Here is a 17,422-nt window from a genome sequence, read left to right on the forward strand (position 1 = left end):
GAAGAATCTTCTGAATTAACACTGTGGGTTATTCAAATTGAGTATTTACACAAAAAGAGCCCTACTTACCTTAAGAAAGGCAAAAAGGACTTTTTTTGTTTAGAAAGTACCAGATTGTATAATACTACTGCCTATTCAACAAATCCTCCCCATTTACCAGTCCATGAAAAATTTAATGTTCCTTTATGGGAAGTATTATCAATATTCGTTACTGATATAATGTAGGAATCTGAGCCTACGAGATTAGAGAATTTACCGGATGGGTTCGCTTTATTCAAAACCTTTGTAACAAAGTTTCCGGTATTACCATTATATAGGGTTACCTTTAAATTCCAACTTGAATCAGTAATATTATTTATACTAAATTCAACTGATCCTTTTGGATCAACATTTAAATATGTCAAAACGTCTACAGCTGAACCATTTTGAGCTAAATTGAAATTTTTAGAAGATACTTCAGCAAAGGCAGGTATTGCAAAAGAAAACACCATTAAAATAGATAGTACAGTCATGAATAATTTCTTTTTCATAGATATTCCTCCCGTGATTAATATTTAGTTTTAAAAATGCGTTTCAGTGCCTTGCCACTTCCCCTGAAGTTCAATTCCCCTAAAACATCCATAATCAAATTAAGTAATTAAAACCACCTTCTTACTTTTAATGTCATATTATTCAAGTAAATGATATATCAAGTTACGAATTTTTACAATATTATCAAATAAAAAGACTCCACCTGCTAAATGCAATTGGAGTCTCGTGAGGATACATTTGTAATAAATAGTAAAGCAATAGTAGGAACACAACAAGCAAATTTTCAATATAGTTCAATTCCTACACCCCAGTTCTAAATTATTCTAAGTATCTATATAATCTTCGTTATCTACGAAATCAATCTCAATATCATCTGGATCAAATTTTGTACATAGCTCCGTAAACAACTGTTGTATATTCATCGGATTTGATACCCCTTCGTTTTGACGATACAAATAGCATGCATCTCCCTTTTTCTGCATAACCCAATTGGACAATTCTGGATTTTTGACTCTAAAAAGAATTGGTTCTTCAGTTAAACTTAAAGTCATCGTCGTATATTCAAACCGTGTATACTTCTCATATCCATAAACCTCTATAATGGCATTTCTTTGGCCAATACCATTTAAGAAACTAAGAGCTAACTCTCTGGTAGCTTTCTTCAAATGAGAAATGGAGTTTTTATACTCTTCTTTTGTTGAGGTTTTAGAGTACCTTAACAAGATGTCAGTGACAGTATATTCTATTGTTTTATCTTTAATCCGATATGAAAAGTTAGTTGCGAGGGGAATTCCTTTCCTGATAACGAACTTTGTTAGAGCATCCATAGCAAATCTCCTTAAAATGTATTTCGTGATTTACATAAACTTATCATGCTGAATACCGTTCGTCTATAACTTTCATATTAACGCTTGTTTGTTCCAATCGTCCTATCTCGAAAGAAATGTGGTCAAAAATAGCAACAATAAATTCGCGATTTGACGGTCTCTTCACGATATTTGAAAAGTAGAGTTGGTATTTCTCGGTTGTTGCTCGGTTCATATTACTCCAGCTTGCCTCGATGGCATGCCTAATCGTTCTTTCTACGCAGCTAGGGGTGGTTTTGAATTGTTCAGCGATCAATGGGTACAACACATTGGTGAAGTTTTTAGTAGTCTTTGGATCTCTATTCATCTCCTGGAGTGCTTCAACTATGTACCGGTATCCTTTAAGATGTTTGGCTATACCTAGCTCGTGAAGTATGTTCCTTAACTCACTCTCAAAGGGGGGCTGGGTCTGTGGATCTTTATCTGCCTTGAGATCAATCGCCATCACACTTTTTTTAACCGGTGCGGATGTACATCCCACAGAATGAACATCACCCTCAGGTGTAATCTTAAAGATCTGGAACTGACTATCTGACAATTTTGTGAGCTCCTCATTGTTTGCAAGTATGGAAACTAAGGTCCTCAGGTCATGAATAGATATATCTTGGAGTTCCTCCATCTGAACAATAAATTTTTGCATTGAACAATTCCCATCAACCCATACCAATAAATATTTGACTAATTCCATGTTAAAAACTCCTCTACATTTATATTTAGAGCTATTTGTATTCTTATAAAATAGAAAAAACGTGCTCTAATGAGCACGTCTTCAGGTCGGTACATGTAATTCTTTCAATAAGGCTTCAGCAAAATTGATAATATCTTCTTGCTGTTCATCCGTGGCATTTTCCATTACTGCTATACATGCAGGCTGCAGATCTAATAAGAAAAGGATATGTATTCCGATTGCCCGTGCTACTGCCATATACTTCTCAGTTTCATCCAAACATTCTTGCAGATAAATACTTCTGTAGCCTTTACATACGGCTGCAATCCCCAGGACAACTCCCTTAGGCAAATCGATTGGATCTTGCATAATCTGAATTCCTTCACCTGTGGCAATGCTATACAAGTCACCTGATTTATATTGGTTGACCAACGCCAACGCTTTATCTTGTACATATGATGCTGTCATAATATCCCGCTCCCCCATGATCAATGTGGCTTTATATATAGTACCAAAGAATCTTGTGAATGATGATTAAAGTCGAAAACGCATGAAATACCTCTTTGCCACAAGGACTATTTTACCAAATTCGGGTACACTATTAAACATATTCCCGTCCAGATAAACACCTATTCGTCAGGATAAAACCCCTTCTATCCAGACGGAACTAGAAATAATATGGTATTTGTACATATAAAAAGCCTTATAGAATGCAGTGTTACCAAATTTTTATCTTTCCACTTTTCTGCATACCAAAAAAAGATAGACAAAAAAAAGAACCTACCACAATAAATAGGCACTTAGAACTCCGTATTTAATATTACTCATTCTCTCTTAAATCTAACATAACAGAAAAAACTGTCTTGTCTTCCGTTGATCTACAACTAAATTCTCCATTGTAATTTTTCACAATATTTTTTATTATGGCCAAACCAGAACCCCGTTCAACTTGGTGTGATGAATTTTTAGGAAGTTTCGTTGAAAATCCGCGTTCGAAAATTTTGTCTTTGATTTCATCATCAATCTTGGGGCCATTGTTGGTTACTACAATCTCATAATAAAATTGATATTTCTTAGTTAACGCTACGTGTACCTGACGACTTCCTTCAGGGCGAGCCACTACTGCATCCATTGCATTATCAATTAGATTGGACAAAATTTTAATCAAATCAGTTTGCTTGACTAAGTCAAACATATCATTATCAATATCTACATCAAAATCAGTCTTGTTTGTCTTGGCTACTTTTGCCTTTGTTCTTATTAAGGTTCCTACTTGAGGATTTTTTGTCTGAATGAAAAGGTCTATTTCCTTCAGTTCCTTATACATTTCTTCCATATAGGATCGAGCTTCACCGTATTTTTCGTTTAGAATCAGACCATGTAAGACATTAACATGGTTTCTCATATCATGCCTGGATGAATCAATGGAAATCATCAGTGATTCAAAGTTTTCCAGATAGACTTGCACCGTGCTTCTGACATCTTCTGCAGCAGCTTCATTAAGTTTATCAATCATCGTTTTCATCCGGATCGTCATATCATCAATTATTTCACCCAAAGAGTCTAATTCGTTGCCCTCTTTAATGTAGACACGTCCTGTAAAATCTCCTTCTGCTACATTGGAAAGATGGTCTTCCAACCGCTTTATAGGTTTCAATCTCATTTGAATAAGAATATATACATAAAAACTAACAGCAATAATCACTAGCAAGTTTGAAATTAAAGACAGCCAAGTAACAATTTTGGTCAGATCTTTTTTACTATGATCATTGAAAATTACGATTGCTGCTTGATCATCATTTATTGGAAGGTACGCTTTGGTCCATTCATTTTCTCCAACCTTAAAAGGTACCGTAATACTCTTTTTATATTTCAACAAGGCTATTAGATAATCTTCATCCGATTTCTCTGCAAATGTATATCTACCATAGACTGTCGTATGATTATTTTTATTTTCTTCACTGGATGAATTACTTTCGTTCTGACTATTTATAAAATCATGAATATCAATCACGGCAGCTTCTTCAATACTTTGGCTACTCCCGAAAATGTCTTCGATCATTTTATTTGAATTTGTGGAGTTATTGGCCTGGTAAGACTCTATCCCAGACACCACACTAATTAAGTATACTTTCAACTTTTTATCGTAAGCTACACTAGACTTCACGTATTCTCCATCGGAAAGCTGCGTATATGCACTAATCCAAACGTTATTAACAAATTGCCCATCTGTCAGTCCCTTATTTTGTATTTTTGAGTAGAATTCAGAATCAGTTAATTCGGGATTAATTGAAATCAGGTCCTGCCATCGCTTTAAGTTAACAGAATGTGCAAGGAACGGTCTGTCACCGTCATTTTTTATAATATACATTCCGTTTAAAGAATAGTTAAACGCTAATTCAGTTAAGGTAGTATTATTCATAACAAAGTTCTTGCGATTAAAGTCATTAAATAGACTATTACTGATCGTCTCTAATTGACTGTCCAGTTCATCTTCTAGGTCCCTGTTCGAAGTCTCACTAATATTGGTCGCTAGACCTCCTACATTAGCTATCCAATCCAGAGTCTCTTTCATGTGGGCATCAACGGATCTATTCAAAAACGTAATCATTGAAATCGTATTTAAAATACAAATGACGAAGATAATAATCACGATCGGGGTAATAATCTGGCGATCTAACCTTTGTGGCGTTTGAAGGTTTGGTAGCATATTGACCTCACATTCGATTCTACTTATCCTGTTTGGGCATGAGTCCAAGCAGCAAGCAAATCTTTGAATGTTTCTTCTTCCTGCACTTCAAGTTTAATATCACTTCCCTTAAACGTAATATGCTCCTTATTTATATCCTTCACTGACTTTAAGTTGATAATGGTATGCCTATTTAATCGGTAGAAGTTATGTGGAAGCAAGAAAGGATCGTACACCTTCAAGGTAATGATTGAAACGAATTCGCTATCACGAGTCCTAACAAAATTACGCTTATTTCCTTTGTCCGCTTGAATATAAACCACTTCAGACAATGGGAGTTGAATGATGGATTTAGTATCGTATACTGGTACCATGACCCCACCATCCTGAATATATTGGTTATAATTCAAATGCTGCTCCAATTTCGTGATCGCTTTCACCATACGATCAAACGTGTATGGCTTACTTACAACGTCAATCACTCCCACGTCATAGGTCACAGGAGCCTCTGGATTAGCGCCTGTGACCAATATGGCTGGCAACTCCACTCCACGATATGGAAGACGAATATATGTATCTAAACCTGATCCGCCCTCTCCAAGCTCAACATCTAGAATTAGTGCATCGATCTCCCCTTGCAATTCTACTGATCGACTCAACAAACCTTGGCTGTCTCTAACTACGTCTACTACTTCCACATTTTTGATCCCTTCTAAATGTTGTATCAAAATATTAGATTGTTGTTCAATGTCTTCTGCTATCAACACTCTAATTTTTGCTGTCATAATCCATCTCCTTATCTGAACATGAACGTTTTTCTAATTTCATGTACATAGAATTCTAATTTATGTACATAGTTTATCACCATTCGTACTATCGTACCAAACTCTTTATAGGAGATTTGTCTGAATAAGTTAGAAAAATAAAGAAACACTCCTGATTAAAGAGTGTTTCTTCGTTGTTTTATGCCCTATTAGGTGATTGTAATAATCAGTTCGGCCAATTCATAGTATCCTCAGAAAAGTTTACCCAGTCAGCGAACCGATTAAGTGTTTCCACTGAATTTAACCATGGAATAGTAGGCCCAGATGGGAAAAGCTCAGATGGGAACGGATCTTCAGGCATGATTTGTCTGACATAGAAGTCGTCCATTAAGTTTCCTATTACTGTGTATTGAATATTGATACATTGTGTTAGGTTATTAACTCCGGATGCATATAGATCTACACCAATGTTATAGGTCCCATCAGGCATAGCAAGTGACGCATAGTACGCATGGCCGCCTGGATAGTAATAGTTGTCCTGTTCGGGATTTCTCGATCCAGGATTTCCTCCCTCATTATAAATGACCTCGTCACCATGCTTAGCTACCCAAGCGAGTGGTATTCCCCATTGAACCTGATTCGTAGAGGAAGATAATTTAACTAACTCAATATCCTCGATCGTACCATCTGCTTTAGGGAAATGAGCTACTGCCCGGTATATGTTACCCGTTTTACCACGGTCCTCTGTGTACTTGGAGTCAATGACAAAATTGAATCCCTGTCCCGCTTTAATGGTCGTACTGTTACTCCGGACAAGCGGTACATCGGTTCCATTGATTTCATCTGCATTTTCTTGAACAAATGTTCCAGATAAAGCTTTATTGAAATTGGAGTTGAAATATTCATAATAATAACCTGTTTCATATCGTGCACAATACGAGTATGAGTTACCGTTACTGTCGTATCCTGTTCCATACCTCGCACAATATTCATAAGTGCCTGAAATGTCGGAGGTATGATTCGTTACTTTGCACGTACCCGTTGGTAGCCCGACCGTATATGGTGAATCCTGCACTTAGTTGATTATCCTGATACGTTTTTTCGCCTTGTGATGGCGGTAGATTGATGGTAGCGACCAAGTTATAGTTCCCTAAATCTTGTCCACCCGTATTCCAGCTCATCATGAGGGTTTTGTTCTCTCCTGGTTTAGAGAAAGTGACTTGCTGCGTACCAACAAGTGTATCCTTGCCACTTGCATCAACGAGGAAGAGTTTCACAGCAAGAGTCTTAGCCTCCATCGGATCACCGGGAAGATTCTCACGGCCAACCTCCACGCGAGTGGTCACATTTTGGCTCTGAGTAGCTGTACCGGAGCTTACACTCTTAACAAAGAGATTCAGTGTCTTCTCCTTCAAGTCGTATACTTTTTCAATCTTGTTATCTACCCACGGATCTAGGCCACCCTCTCGATATTCATTGGAAGGTCGATTGTGGCCACTATTTATTTCTGCTTTGATCGTGAGCTTGTCACCCTGTGGAACACTCGTAACTTTCAAATCGGTTATCCATTTCTTCTCCCGTGGTGCAAGGGTAATGGAGCTAATTCGTTCTTTGGCCACCCCGTTAATAGACCAATCTAAATACGTGTTCGTGATTGTTTCCGTATAGCTTTCGTTTTCAACGAGTACCTGGAACCTTGCAATCTGTCCCGCTTGCGGCTTTGATGGCGTTACGCGGATCTCAGTCGCTCGTAAGTTCACTGAACCGGTACCTACTTTATATTGGGCCCTATTGTTTTCCCAATCCGACTCATTCGGTGGATTATCTTTGTAGCCGTTAATGTTGAAAATGAGTACATCCGGATGACTAGGATATTTCATTTCAATTTTAAGCTTTCTCCGCTCACCGGCTTTAAAGTTTGCAATGGGTACTTTCTGAACAGCAGTTGTTGAGTTCCAACGCCATAATAAGTACGTACTCGCGATATCATTGGTACCGTTATTCAGCACGTCAATCGATACCGAAGCCGTACTTCCTGCCGGCTGAGGAGCTGCAGGCGTAATCGAAATACTATCCGGGTCTACCGCCAGATCCGGATCAGACACACCTAGTTTAAAGTTTTGGACGGCAATTCGATCATATCCGTCACTCACCACGAGTGTATAATCTCTAACTGTCCCATCCGCTTTGGTTATTTTTTTAATATCCGTTACCGGAATCGATGTATTGTGGCTGAACGTTTGTTTACCACCTGTGCTGATTTCTTTGTACACATTCTTGGCAAAACTATCAAACCGCGTAGCATCTTTTTTTCCGGACGCTGCTGTCGTTTTATTGATCTCCGCCATAATCTGTTCTTGTGAAAATTTCCCTTCCACAAACCACAGTTTATGCTTATTCCCCCAATAGGATGATGTCTGTGTACTGATTCTAAGGTTTCCTTTAGAGGAGCTCACGAGTTGCCTTTCATCCGTATCCTCTGCCCCGTAGATGGCGAACACCTTTGGCCATGGAGTTGTTGAGTACGTGGTTTTAAATGATGGAAACGTCACACCACGATTTTTACTCGTGGTCGGCGTTTGAGCCACCATGTCCGTAGTCATATTGAGTCCACCACCAGAAAGAGCTACAAGTGAAGGTAGCCTGTACCAGGTATTCTCAGGCAGTGCTATACCAACGAAATACCGATTACTTGCCCTTAGATAGTAGTTACTCTCATCCGAACCTTCCTTAATCTTGTTGATGACGTAATCTGGATTACCATTTGCCCAATCAGTAACCATTTTGATAGGTTCATAGGAATTACTTTTTTCGTTGAGGGGGATAAGATTGTACCCTTCCCTCTTATTGAAATCATCTTGAGCCTCTTCCTCAATAATATTAAAGGTGATAACTCCCTTGTATTCTCCACCAGGCGTTTTATCACTCCACATTTTCGACGTTAGATCTCTGAATCGGAATCTGACCACAAAGCGTAAGCATTTCTAGCAGTATACTTCAGATCCGGTCGATCTGGCCCACTCGGTGTTAGATCACCGGTTACTAAAATTGCTTTTTCGCGTGTGTAAGGGTAGAACTGTTTCCCGTATGATGGAGGTGTCGTAGCAGCAAAAACCTTCCATCCTACAAATATCAGCATTACGAGAATTAAAAGAAGCGTTGCCATAATGGCACGCCTCTTAACAACTCTATTTGTTTTTGATTTATTCATGAGTGTTTAGCCCCCCAAATTACATCTCCGTTTTCCGTAATTGTGATACTTTGTTTAGTTACAGATCCAACAAATACGAATAAACCAAATCCTTTGTTAATCTTAAATTTCTTAGTCTCACCTCCGATTACTGGTGCGTTATACGCAGACTCATCAACACCATAAAGAGAAACTGTATATCCTTTAGGGATATTCTTGGGCACCGTGAGAGTTGCTAATCCATCTTTAATAGTAATACTTTTCAAGAATTCTTTTACATACGCTTCACTAACTGTATCTTTGGACATAAATTCAATTGCTCTAGCTACATCCGGAGAAGCATCTTCTTTCTTCAATTCTTTGAGTATTACATTACCATTGGAGCTGTTCTCACCAGGTAATGCGGGAATATCTTTAGGATTGGATGGATTTGTTGGGCGCTCCTTAACTTCAGTTACACCTTTATCCATCAGGTTTTTATGAATTGTACAGCCTCGGATCTCTTAAGCAACGACGATCCTTGATAACCTGTAACGGATGGAGTTGAGCCTCTACCTTCCGAAAGCCCCTTTGTGAGCATATATCGAATTGCATTATCTCCAGAGTAGTTCACTCCTACAGCACCGGTAACGATCTCAGCAACACGAGTCCGATTGATTTTGGTACTTGCTTCTTTGGTATTCCCGTATCCCTTGATCGCCCAGTTATGAGACTTTGCATATTCATAGTACCCTGAAGCCCAATAAGTATCTGCACTCTCTTGAACACCTTCAAAGGCGTTGATGAACACGTGATGAATTCGGCTTCCGTGACATGCTGATCTGGTTTAAACGTAATAATTAGATGAAATGTCCGTAAACTTACTGTCTGCAAATGAAGTTGCGATTACGGTAAGTACTGTGAACCCAATAATCGTTTTTCGATACATTTTCGGCTTTGCTTTCATGTTAAACCTCCTAAATGGGATTGTGCCTATCAGATTCTAAATACATTCCTCCTACCAATAAAAAAAACAGAGCACAGTCTCTCTTAGAGACTACACTCTATTCTGTATTTGACAAGAACTATATTTCTTTGGCACAAGTTCATTATATATCTTTAGTGTAATTCTTGCAATACATCGTTGTAATCTATAATGAACAAAATAAAACGTCCCAGTCTATATTGATCCTCTTCGAATCACTCATGGCATAAACAGTCCAAGTACATCAATCCCATTACCCCAAGTTTTGCTCCTAATGCCGCTGGATTAATAGAATTTTGTATACTGAATAATAAAAATATTTGCTTACACCCTAATTACTTAAGAGATCCTGCATCGCCCATGGTCATAACCTGTATGTCTGCCGGATATAACTCGCCATTTATGTGTTTTAGCTGCCAGTGTGGCATTCAAGCATCTCCTTCTAACATTTTTTCTCGAGTCGATATACTAAATCTCACCTAATGATTTCTGAAGCTTATCTTGTTTCCAGACAGTATCAACCGCAGTCATTACAATTCGACTGGCATGCCTTCAAAATCATTCTTAAACTGATCCATTTTGATAATCTCTTATACATATCCTTTTCAAGCAGGAGAATTTGTACACCTTTGGAACATATCACATCTAGATGTTTTTTTCTTATATACCTAGCTTTATATTGTACGACGACATAATTGAATGAAAGTATAGAAAAGATTAAAGATCGATTCTGTAATGATAAAACAGATTCTAATCACTTTATTTTTAAGAACACATATCTTTATTCTCATAGTTTTTCATTATTCAACTCTAAGTGAGCCTTTAAGAAAGACCTGTTCTTTGCAGCAACATGAGCATTTTTACTGCAAGGTTTAGCATCCTTTTCAAAATAAACTAGCCCTTCTTGTACGTCATATGAACGAATATAATTTAGATTTACAAGGTTGCGATGATCCAATCTAACTATTCCTAATTCTTTCAGTGCATGACTAGTTGAGAAATCTCTCATCTTTTGAGGAGTAGAATAAATACATCCATTTCGGTGATGATAAGTAATAATACGATTCACAGATTCTATCTTCAAACAATCATCAATATTAATGTTAATTAAATCTTTATCTTCTTCTTTGATAACTAGTGCGAACATCTCTCTTGACTCTTCAACTAACCCTAAAGAAAGATCTAAGAAAGCGGAATTTTTTTCTGCTACATGAGCGAAAGTTTTATTATTTGTATTTTTATAATCATTATTCAAATATACTATTCCGTCATTCTTATTATAATTTTTAATTGCAGAAATTTTAACAAAATTTCGATGATCTAGTCTAAATAATTTCATATACTTTAAGATAATACTTTTTTCAAAATCCTCTAATCTTTGTGGTGCTTTATACACTTTTCCGTTTTTATGGTGATAAGTAATAATACGATTCACAGATTCTATAAATATAATGTCATTTATTTTTATATTAACGAGTTGTCCATCTGCAGGATCACTCACTAATGCTTGCAACATCAAATCTAAAACCTCCTCAAACTATGTACGAATAATGCTTTATGATGTACTTAGTTTATCATCACAAAGGTATTTCTTCCATTGAACTTTAAACACAATTACATCTTTTCACAAAAGAAACAACAGAAATAATAGAAAGAAAAATCTAAAAAAACAAAAAACACTCCACAAATGGAGTGCAAAATGTCATTAACTTAATTTTAATATTACACCTCTGATCCTGGATCAAAAGTCTTTTCTCATTTATCTTTAGTATTTACCATTTTGGAAGCCGAATTCTCTTCTTGTCTAATTCTTCTCTCTTCTTTATAAGTTCACTAAGCTTGTATCGTTCCATTTCTTCTTCTACTTGTTGTAAGCTTTTCGTTACTCTCTTATCCTCTTCAATCTTCTCATCACAAGCTTGAGAAACCAGGTCATTTAATCTGACCAGTGTTTTTATTGAACTGATTATAATTGCTACACTTCCAAGCACTACAATACTCAATATCAATAGCACATCACCGACCAAATTAATTTGTTCTGTTATTTTATTTGCGTATTCCAACTGTTCCCTATATATCTCAACCTTGTTTTCTTCGTTTATTATTACTTTTTCGTCAATTATAGCTATAAGATCAGCAACCCTATTACTATTGCTAAATATTAAATTAGTAACGGTAGCAAGGATAGTTACAACTATTGCTATGAAGCGATAACAGCAGTATAGGCTTTAGCTTGCTCAAGTTCACTACTTAAATCAGACTTAAGAATTCTCAACTGACTTATGGAATGTTTATATTTTATCTTATTCTTCTTAAGTTCCAATTCAATCCAAATTCTTTTAGTAGATAACTTTTAGCATTTTTTTCTCCTTTAAATGGATTATCTTCAATCTTGATCTGAATATCTATCGTTTCTACCGGTATTTGTGTCATACGTGAAATACTGGCTGCATTTGTAAAGCTACGCCTTCTCTCACTTTTAGCAAAGCCGACCTCTCCTTACGTTAATTTTTAGTTATACGAAGTTCTAGACGCTTATGTCAGAAAATAATTGTTCATCAAACAACAATTCTACTATATTCTTAACTTCTGAAGGTTTCATAAAGAAAAGCATTGATTCCATTAATTTGAATCCGATCTCTGTGTATTGATCCAAACTAAGTGGTTGCTTTACAAAGTAGTCCTGAAATATCATATTAGTTCTTAATATGAAAGGTTCGTAAATGGAATTTATTACTTTCAAATGTTCTTCAGTATCACCTGAAACATCTGCAAATGCACATCTCGTTGCCAGTGCATAGTTTGTGGCCACTATCCTATTGATTATTTTCCCAATTTGTTGAATAGATATCACTCCGTTCTGTTGAACGCTAATAATTTCCCGTGCCAAGGAACCGAACACATTCATATACCTCTCTACTGATTCATGGGAATCATATGAGTTATACTTTTCAGCTGTTAATCTACAAGCACTATACTCATCCATTATGACCCAACCAAATTTGGCAATACTTATTTTCGGATCTGCGATCAAACGGTACTCCTTCAATCCATATTTCTCAATAAAATCAACAATGGTTTTTGCATGAAATAATTCGTGAGCAAAAGTGTCAGTAAACTGTTTACAGCGATCCTTTGTAAATGGATATATGTAACCACTATGTTCCACAACTCCTAGTTGAAATAAACTTAACCGAATTGTGATACTAAAGTCCTCATTCTCAACCTTAGCTTGGCACTCTCCCTTATTTACTCCATTTATAATTTCAATTTGACTAATATACTGCCCTATACCGAACTCTTCGTAGATGGTTTGGGCTGCTTCAAAGTATCTATTTTCTTCTAGATGAACAACACCATCTTTTCCACTATATACTAGAGGCAGTGCTGTTACTTTGTTGTTCTTCAAATAAACAATTTTGTCTAAGAACGGATTAGTATGAATTTCAGCTGGTGTATCAGTGACCTCCTTTATCGATAAGGCTAACTCAGTCTGATCAGAATTATGTTCATGCTTCTTCGAAAATATATTAATTAACAATTTCAACAATACAAACACCTCTTCAGCACCTGTTAACGCCCCGCCCATGATGGGTGTGGTAGTTTAATCGGAGATTTTCATTAAAAATCGTCATTACTCTGATAACCTTTTAACCTGTTCATCGCCCAAAACACATGAAATTTTTCCCTAAACCACTTATCTTGATCAAGAGAAAACACAGCTAATCCTTCTTCAGTTATCCCTCTCGGAATAAGTAAAGTTATCTTTCTGTTATTCATATTAAGAATATCTCGGATAGGTTCTATATCCCACAGCGTACAGACGATATCATCCTGTTCGATTTCTTCTATATTAAGTTTTTTGGACAACGGTGAACCTTCAAAGGCACTGGAAAGTAATCGTACAAAAGGATCTCCTCTATATAATGCCACGGTTTCTATATGATCTTGATGCACATTTATCTTCCATGCTTTGGGTAATAAATGAAAAAGAGCTTCTAGCCTAACCAAAAAGGAGTGATCCCTATAGTAATCAAGTTCTGAATATATGACAAATTCATTAGTAACTGAAAGTGTCTTCACATCGAATAGAGGACACATCTGCATGTTAACTTTGTTGATATAGTACCCTGCAGGATCTAGTTTTACTTTCGGGAAAGTTTATTTAACCTGTTCTCGCTTCCACAAAAAAGAAGGGATTTTCTGACAAGAGTATATCTCAATTGAATTCGCTAAATTAATATGTTCTTTAGAATATACTTTAGATAGCTTACCCGATCTCATAATGTACCAAACTGGTTTTTCCTTTGGAGTCTCAAGCTCGTTTTTAACTATGAATTCAGCTTCCAATCCAATTTCCGGGAGTAGACGAATATAATCTTGAGTAAAAACTATTTCTATGCCCTCTCTCAAATATAATGGTTCTTCAAACTCATTGTCCTTGATCAGAAGAGCTGTTGGAGCCTCTAATATACTCACAGTTATCCTTCGTTAATAAAGCAACCTTATTATTCATTTGACCTCTAATTTTAGAGTAATACTCACTATAATTATATTTCTGCAATTCTCTGTCCAAAAATACCCCACCATTCTTTCTGTAGAAAAACAATTTGGTTCTTACAATTCTTCAAGGTCCTATTGAGGTTTGTTTGAGGAGTGGCCAAATTTTCAAATTCCTATTAAAAGTATATGAATTGAGGTGCGAAATAAATGAGAAATCATTAATTCACACCCCAATAGTTTCAGAAATATATAACTCTAAAATGAAAGATAAATTACAACCATTCACTTATTGGCACGATAATCTTGTCTCTCGCTAAACAAATGCCGTTAGAAACGAGATAGCATTCTACATAGTGTTCTCCACGAAACTTTGAGGCTTCTTTTAATGTCTGCTTACCTTGATCTTTGATAATCTGCCCACGTATACAATTTCTTCTTACTGCTTCTTCACCACGATTTAACACCTTCCAGTAGACTTCATACTCTATTTTATCCTCTTCATCCTCAATCTTCGAATTTAATAGATCTATTTCATTATCTTCAATATAAAAAAGTAGCTGTTTTTGTGGACGAAGAAACTTCATTTTACGCAATAGCTCGTTACGAAACCCATCTTGAGTAACTTCACATTCGATTCTTAAATCAAACCGAATGTCAACTGGAAACATGCTATGAATAAACTGTTCAGTGTGATTAGTGTTCATACTGAGTGAAGACAAGGATTTAGCAACTGCCTCCTCTGTTGATTCAGGTTCACTGAACGATTCACCAAAAATTAATTGTAAAGAGCTATATAGATTATTGCTTTCAACTGTCAAATCTTTTATTTTTTCAAACGCAGTCTTTGCATTCTTAACAAACTTACATTTTTTATTATAAACTTTCTGATTGCTTCCTAATGCAAACCAGTATTTTCTATCTTCCTTTAGATTTTTTAGATATTCAAAAAGTTCCTTAAAAGTTGCTAAATAATCAGTAAATTTAATATTTTTTCGTTCTGCCTTCTCATTGAAAAAATCATATACAAGAGTATCTATTAATAAACCGCCAAATTTAAAACCTTGTTCATTTTTCCATGCACGTATCATGTTACAAATATGACGGTAATGATCATTAGTCTCATCATTAATGATTTCGCTCTCTGAAATCTCAGGAATAGGGTTGGTTTTTTTCCAACTACCCCCATTATTTGAGTCAGGATAAGTAAAACTACCATCACTCTCAGCAAAAACTGGACATACTTCAGCAATATAATTAATACTTTCAAATTTTACTACTACAACCTGACCATCGCCTCGTACAGTAGTTCGAGGATATCTTTTTTTAATCTCTTTCTTCACTGCTTGAAGTAGTTTGGACTGCTTATTGCCCTCCTTAGAATTGTACTCTGAATAAACCGAGTCAGGGAGTACAAATAACATATCCAAATCACTGACGCCTTTTATTGCTGTATGTCTCCCTAAAGATCCTACTAAATACCCGTGTTCCTCATCATCTTCTGAATCCCAGTATGATTTATTAAGTCTTTTTACAATTTCAGAATAACGCTTTGTGATACTTTCCATGTTATCTATTTCTAAGCTCTCACAATATTCTTCAAATGCAGTTTCTAACAAATCTCTTCCTCCTCATTACGTTGCTTAGTTCTTGATATTTGTCTTTCTTATTTGCCTAGGCAAAAACTTATCGATTTCATCATCAGAGAACGTCAGTTCCTCCAACTCTTTTAAGGCTTGACTGGCTTGATCATACGCCTTCTTGTTAGTTCTAGGTGCAGACTCATAGATTTGGGATAGCTCGTCCTGTAGTTCATTACGTTTTCGTTGAATTTCAGTGATGTCCGGTGTGCCGATTCGAATATCTGTGAGTAATGAAAGATATTTTTCTCGAATCACCCATAATTTATTGGCTGAATCTGAATATTGTTGTGCATGTTTCCCTAAGTCATAGTTTTTCAAAAATAAATTAATTCCTAAGGATATAGCTGAAAGTATGGCACTAGTAACTGTTGCGTACATTGCATCCCCGAAAAGTGCTGCTACTAAACTAGAAGTTACAGCAGTAGAAATTACAATCTGCCATATTTTTACTCTATCCCACTTTTTCAATGTTAGATCTGCAGCCTTCTCGTGAGTTTTATGAGTATAAACTAATCTTCCATAAATCTCTCTTAATTGATCCTCAAGCACAGATAAATCATTTTCATTACGAGAATTGACATCCATATAATCTTCTCCATTTCTATTTTTTCTATATCTTATTTAACAAAAACTCATAAATTACTATTAAACAAATGTATGTCATTACATTTGCTATTAACTCACTAAATATATTTTGAAGTTTTGTGTTTTTTACAGGTGCTAGGTCGGGATATAAGGACATTTCCACAATGTTAAACGATCTACTATTTATCTTTTTAGACAATTCAATTTATCTAGCTTTTAAATCCTAGTAAAGTTATAAATCTCATCTAACTGCTGCTATCTGACGTGGGAATTGTTCATGAGCTGATTCTGATAATAAGTGATTCACAAGAGGCTTCATAAAGAATCAATCAATTCTTTAAGTAACACCCTTGCTTGAGATACATTCATAAAAACACATTCCTCACTGTCTGAATCCAGTAGATGGTTATTTATTGCCAATGATTTTATATCTTCACTTATTCGTTTTTTACTACAATCATTTTTTGTATTATTTTTATAATATAATAATCTTTTGTTTAAATTATTCAGTTCAAATTCACTGAGAGAACTAGTTAAAGGATATGATAGTTCTTTATAATGCAATTTTTCTGCTTCCATTGTATATTTTTCACTAAAATTAATGCGATCAATACAATCTAAAAAATCAAAGTTCTTTTTATCATAGTTCTTATAAAATCTAGATAATCTCTTAGTTCTATCGTTGTTAAATAAAGAAAACTTCTCTAACTCTTTAAATAAATACAATTCAAAAAATTGTTTTTGTATCTTCTCTTCTTCGACATTTTTCAAGATTCTGTTTAATTCATAATCATCTAATATTTGGTCAATAGTGCTCTCACACAATAATTGAAATTCAACATACGATAAAAGTTCTCTAATTAATTGTGACCAAAAATTGCTTAGAGGAAAGTCTGAATTTCTCTCATTTTTATTCATCATTGAATCAGCGCTAAAAGTTACCCGTCTAATAAAACTCGGATTCCTTGGCATAATTTATCTCCTTTAAAAATCCCACCCCCCTTTCTCTGAAAGGGGATTGGC

At 35.7% G+C, this 17,422-nt stretch carries 20 protein-coding genes; all 20 read right to left on the reverse strand.

Translation table 11 applies throughout. From position 1 onward, the window contains the following. Positions 1-131: 131 nt before the first annotated feature. The 20 genes from BLV50_RS26980 to BLV50_RS27070 all read right to left on the reverse strand — a co-directional run bounded on the left by BLV50_RS26980 (position 132) and on the right by BLV50_RS27070 (position 17,371). Entirely contained in the window at positions 132-530 is a 399-nt protein-coding gene (locus tag BLV50_RS26980; protein WP_090810848.1) for a hypothetical protein, read from the reverse strand. 324 nt (positions 531-854) lie between these two features. After that, positions 855-1,358 (reverse strand): hypothetical protein, encoded by a 504-nt coding sequence (locus tag BLV50_RS26985; protein ID WP_090810850.1) that lies wholly within the window; start codon positions 1,356-1,358, stop codon positions 855-857. 43 nt (positions 1,359-1,401) lie between these two features. Then, positions 1,402-2,085 carry a sporulation initiation factor Spo0A C-terminal domain-containing protein gene (locus BLV50_RS26990; protein ID WP_090810852.1) on the reverse strand — a complete coding sequence of 228 codons (684 nt, stop codon included), beginning with the start codon at positions 2,083-2,085 and terminating at the stop codon, positions 1,402-1,404. A gap of 81 nt (positions 2,086-2,166) precedes the next feature. Further along, the gene (locus tag BLV50_RS26995; protein WP_090810854.1) at positions 2,167-2,532 is read right to left on the reverse strand and encodes a hypothetical protein; all 366 of its coding nucleotides are present in this window, start codon (positions 2,530-2,532) and stop codon (positions 2,167-2,169) included. Positions 2,533-2,884: 352 nt separating this feature from the next. Then, positions 2,885-4,774, reverse strand: a complete 1,890-nt coding sequence (locus BLV50_RS27000; RefSeq protein WP_090810856.1) for an ATP-binding protein — start codon at positions 4,772-4,774, stop codon at positions 2,885-2,887. Between the two features lie 23 nt (positions 4,775-4,797). Continuing rightward, positions 4,798-5,538 (reverse strand): LytR/AlgR family response regulator transcription factor, encoded by a 741-nt coding sequence (locus BLV50_RS27005; RefSeq protein WP_090810858.1) that lies wholly within the window; start codon positions 5,536-5,538, stop codon positions 4,798-4,800. Positions 5,539-5,743: 205 nt separating this feature from the next. Beyond that, positions 5,744-6,592, reverse strand: coding sequence for a hypothetical protein (locus tag BLV50_RS27010; protein WP_090810860.1), 849 nt, complete (start codon positions 6,590-6,592; stop codon positions 5,744-5,746). Then, a complete protein-coding gene (locus BLV50_RS27015; RefSeq protein ID WP_090810862.1) occupies positions 6,507-8,450 on the reverse strand; it encodes a hypothetical protein in 1,944 nt (647 codons plus the stop codon). Before BLV50_RS27015 ends, BLV50_RS27010 begins: the two co-directional genes overlap by 86 nt. A gap of 8 nt (positions 8,451-8,458) precedes the next feature. Beyond that, positions 8,459-8,728 (reverse strand): hypothetical protein, encoded by a 270-nt coding sequence (locus BLV50_RS27020; RefSeq protein ID WP_090810864.1) that lies wholly within the window; start codon positions 8,726-8,728, stop codon positions 8,459-8,461. Continuing rightward, positions 8,725-9,177 carry a hypothetical protein gene (locus BLV50_RS27025; protein WP_090810866.1) on the reverse strand — a complete coding sequence of 151 codons (453 nt, stop codon included), beginning with the start codon at positions 9,175-9,177 and terminating at the stop codon, positions 8,725-8,727. The genes BLV50_RS27020 and BLV50_RS27025 overlap by 4 nt, the downstream gene beginning before the upstream one ends. Beyond that, positions 9,177-9,497, reverse strand: a complete 321-nt coding sequence (locus BLV50_RS27030) for a hypothetical protein (protein ID WP_090810868.1) — start codon at positions 9,495-9,497, stop codon at positions 9,177-9,179. Before BLV50_RS27030 ends, BLV50_RS27025 begins: the two co-directional genes overlap by 1 nt. Positions 9,498-10,458: 961 nt before the next feature. Further along, positions 10,459-11,187 (reverse strand): LytTR family transcriptional regulator DNA-binding domain-containing protein, encoded by a 729-nt coding sequence (locus tag BLV50_RS27035; protein WP_090810870.1) that lies wholly within the window; start codon positions 11,185-11,187, stop codon positions 10,459-10,461. Between the two features lie 256 nt (positions 11,188-11,443). Then, the gene (locus BLV50_RS27040) at positions 11,444-11,734 is read right to left on the reverse strand and encodes a hypothetical protein (protein WP_090810872.1); all 291 of its coding nucleotides are present in this window, start codon (positions 11,732-11,734) and stop codon (positions 11,444-11,446) included. A 235-nt stretch (positions 11,735-11,969) separates the two neighbouring features. After that, a complete protein-coding gene (locus tag BLV50_RS33615; protein WP_256338060.1) occupies positions 11,970-12,104 on the reverse strand; it encodes a hypothetical protein in 135 nt (44 codons plus the stop codon). Positions 12,105-12,198: 94 nt separating this feature from the next. Further along, entirely contained in the window at positions 12,199-13,260 is a 1,062-nt protein-coding gene (locus BLV50_RS27045) for a hypothetical protein (protein WP_218135433.1), read from the reverse strand. Between the two features lie 32 nt (positions 13,261-13,292). Beyond that, on the reverse strand, positions 13,293-13,754 hold the full coding sequence (locus BLV50_RS27050; protein ID WP_218135434.1) for a hypothetical protein: 462 nt from the start codon (positions 13,752-13,754) through the stop codon (positions 13,293-13,295). Between the two features lie 78 nt (positions 13,755-13,832). Continuing rightward, complete coding sequence (locus BLV50_RS27055; RefSeq protein ID WP_090810878.1) at positions 13,833-14,150, reverse strand: hypothetical protein; 318 nt, start codon at positions 14,148-14,150, stop codon at positions 13,833-13,835. 296 nt (positions 14,151-14,446) lie between these two features. Then, on the reverse strand, positions 14,447-15,790 hold the full coding sequence (locus BLV50_RS27060) for an SMODS domain-containing nucleotidyltransferase (RefSeq protein ID WP_090810881.1): 1,344 nt from the start codon (positions 15,788-15,790) through the stop codon (positions 14,447-14,449). Positions 15,791-15,814: 24 nt separating this feature from the next. Next, entirely contained in the window at positions 15,815-16,399 is a 585-nt protein-coding gene (locus tag BLV50_RS27065; RefSeq protein ID WP_090810883.1) for an SLATT domain-containing protein, read from the reverse strand. Between the two features lie 315 nt (positions 16,400-16,714). Further along, the gene (locus tag BLV50_RS27070) at positions 16,715-17,371 is read right to left on the reverse strand and encodes a hypothetical protein (RefSeq protein ID WP_090810885.1); all 657 of its coding nucleotides are present in this window, start codon (positions 17,369-17,371) and stop codon (positions 16,715-16,717) included. Positions 17,372-17,422 lie beyond the last annotated feature (51 nt).

It is taken from the genome of Paenibacillus sp. 276b (genome assembly GCF_900107875.1).
Taxonomy (GTDB): Bacteria; Bacillota; Bacilli; order Paenibacillales; family Paenibacillaceae; genus Paenibacillus; species Paenibacillus marchantiae.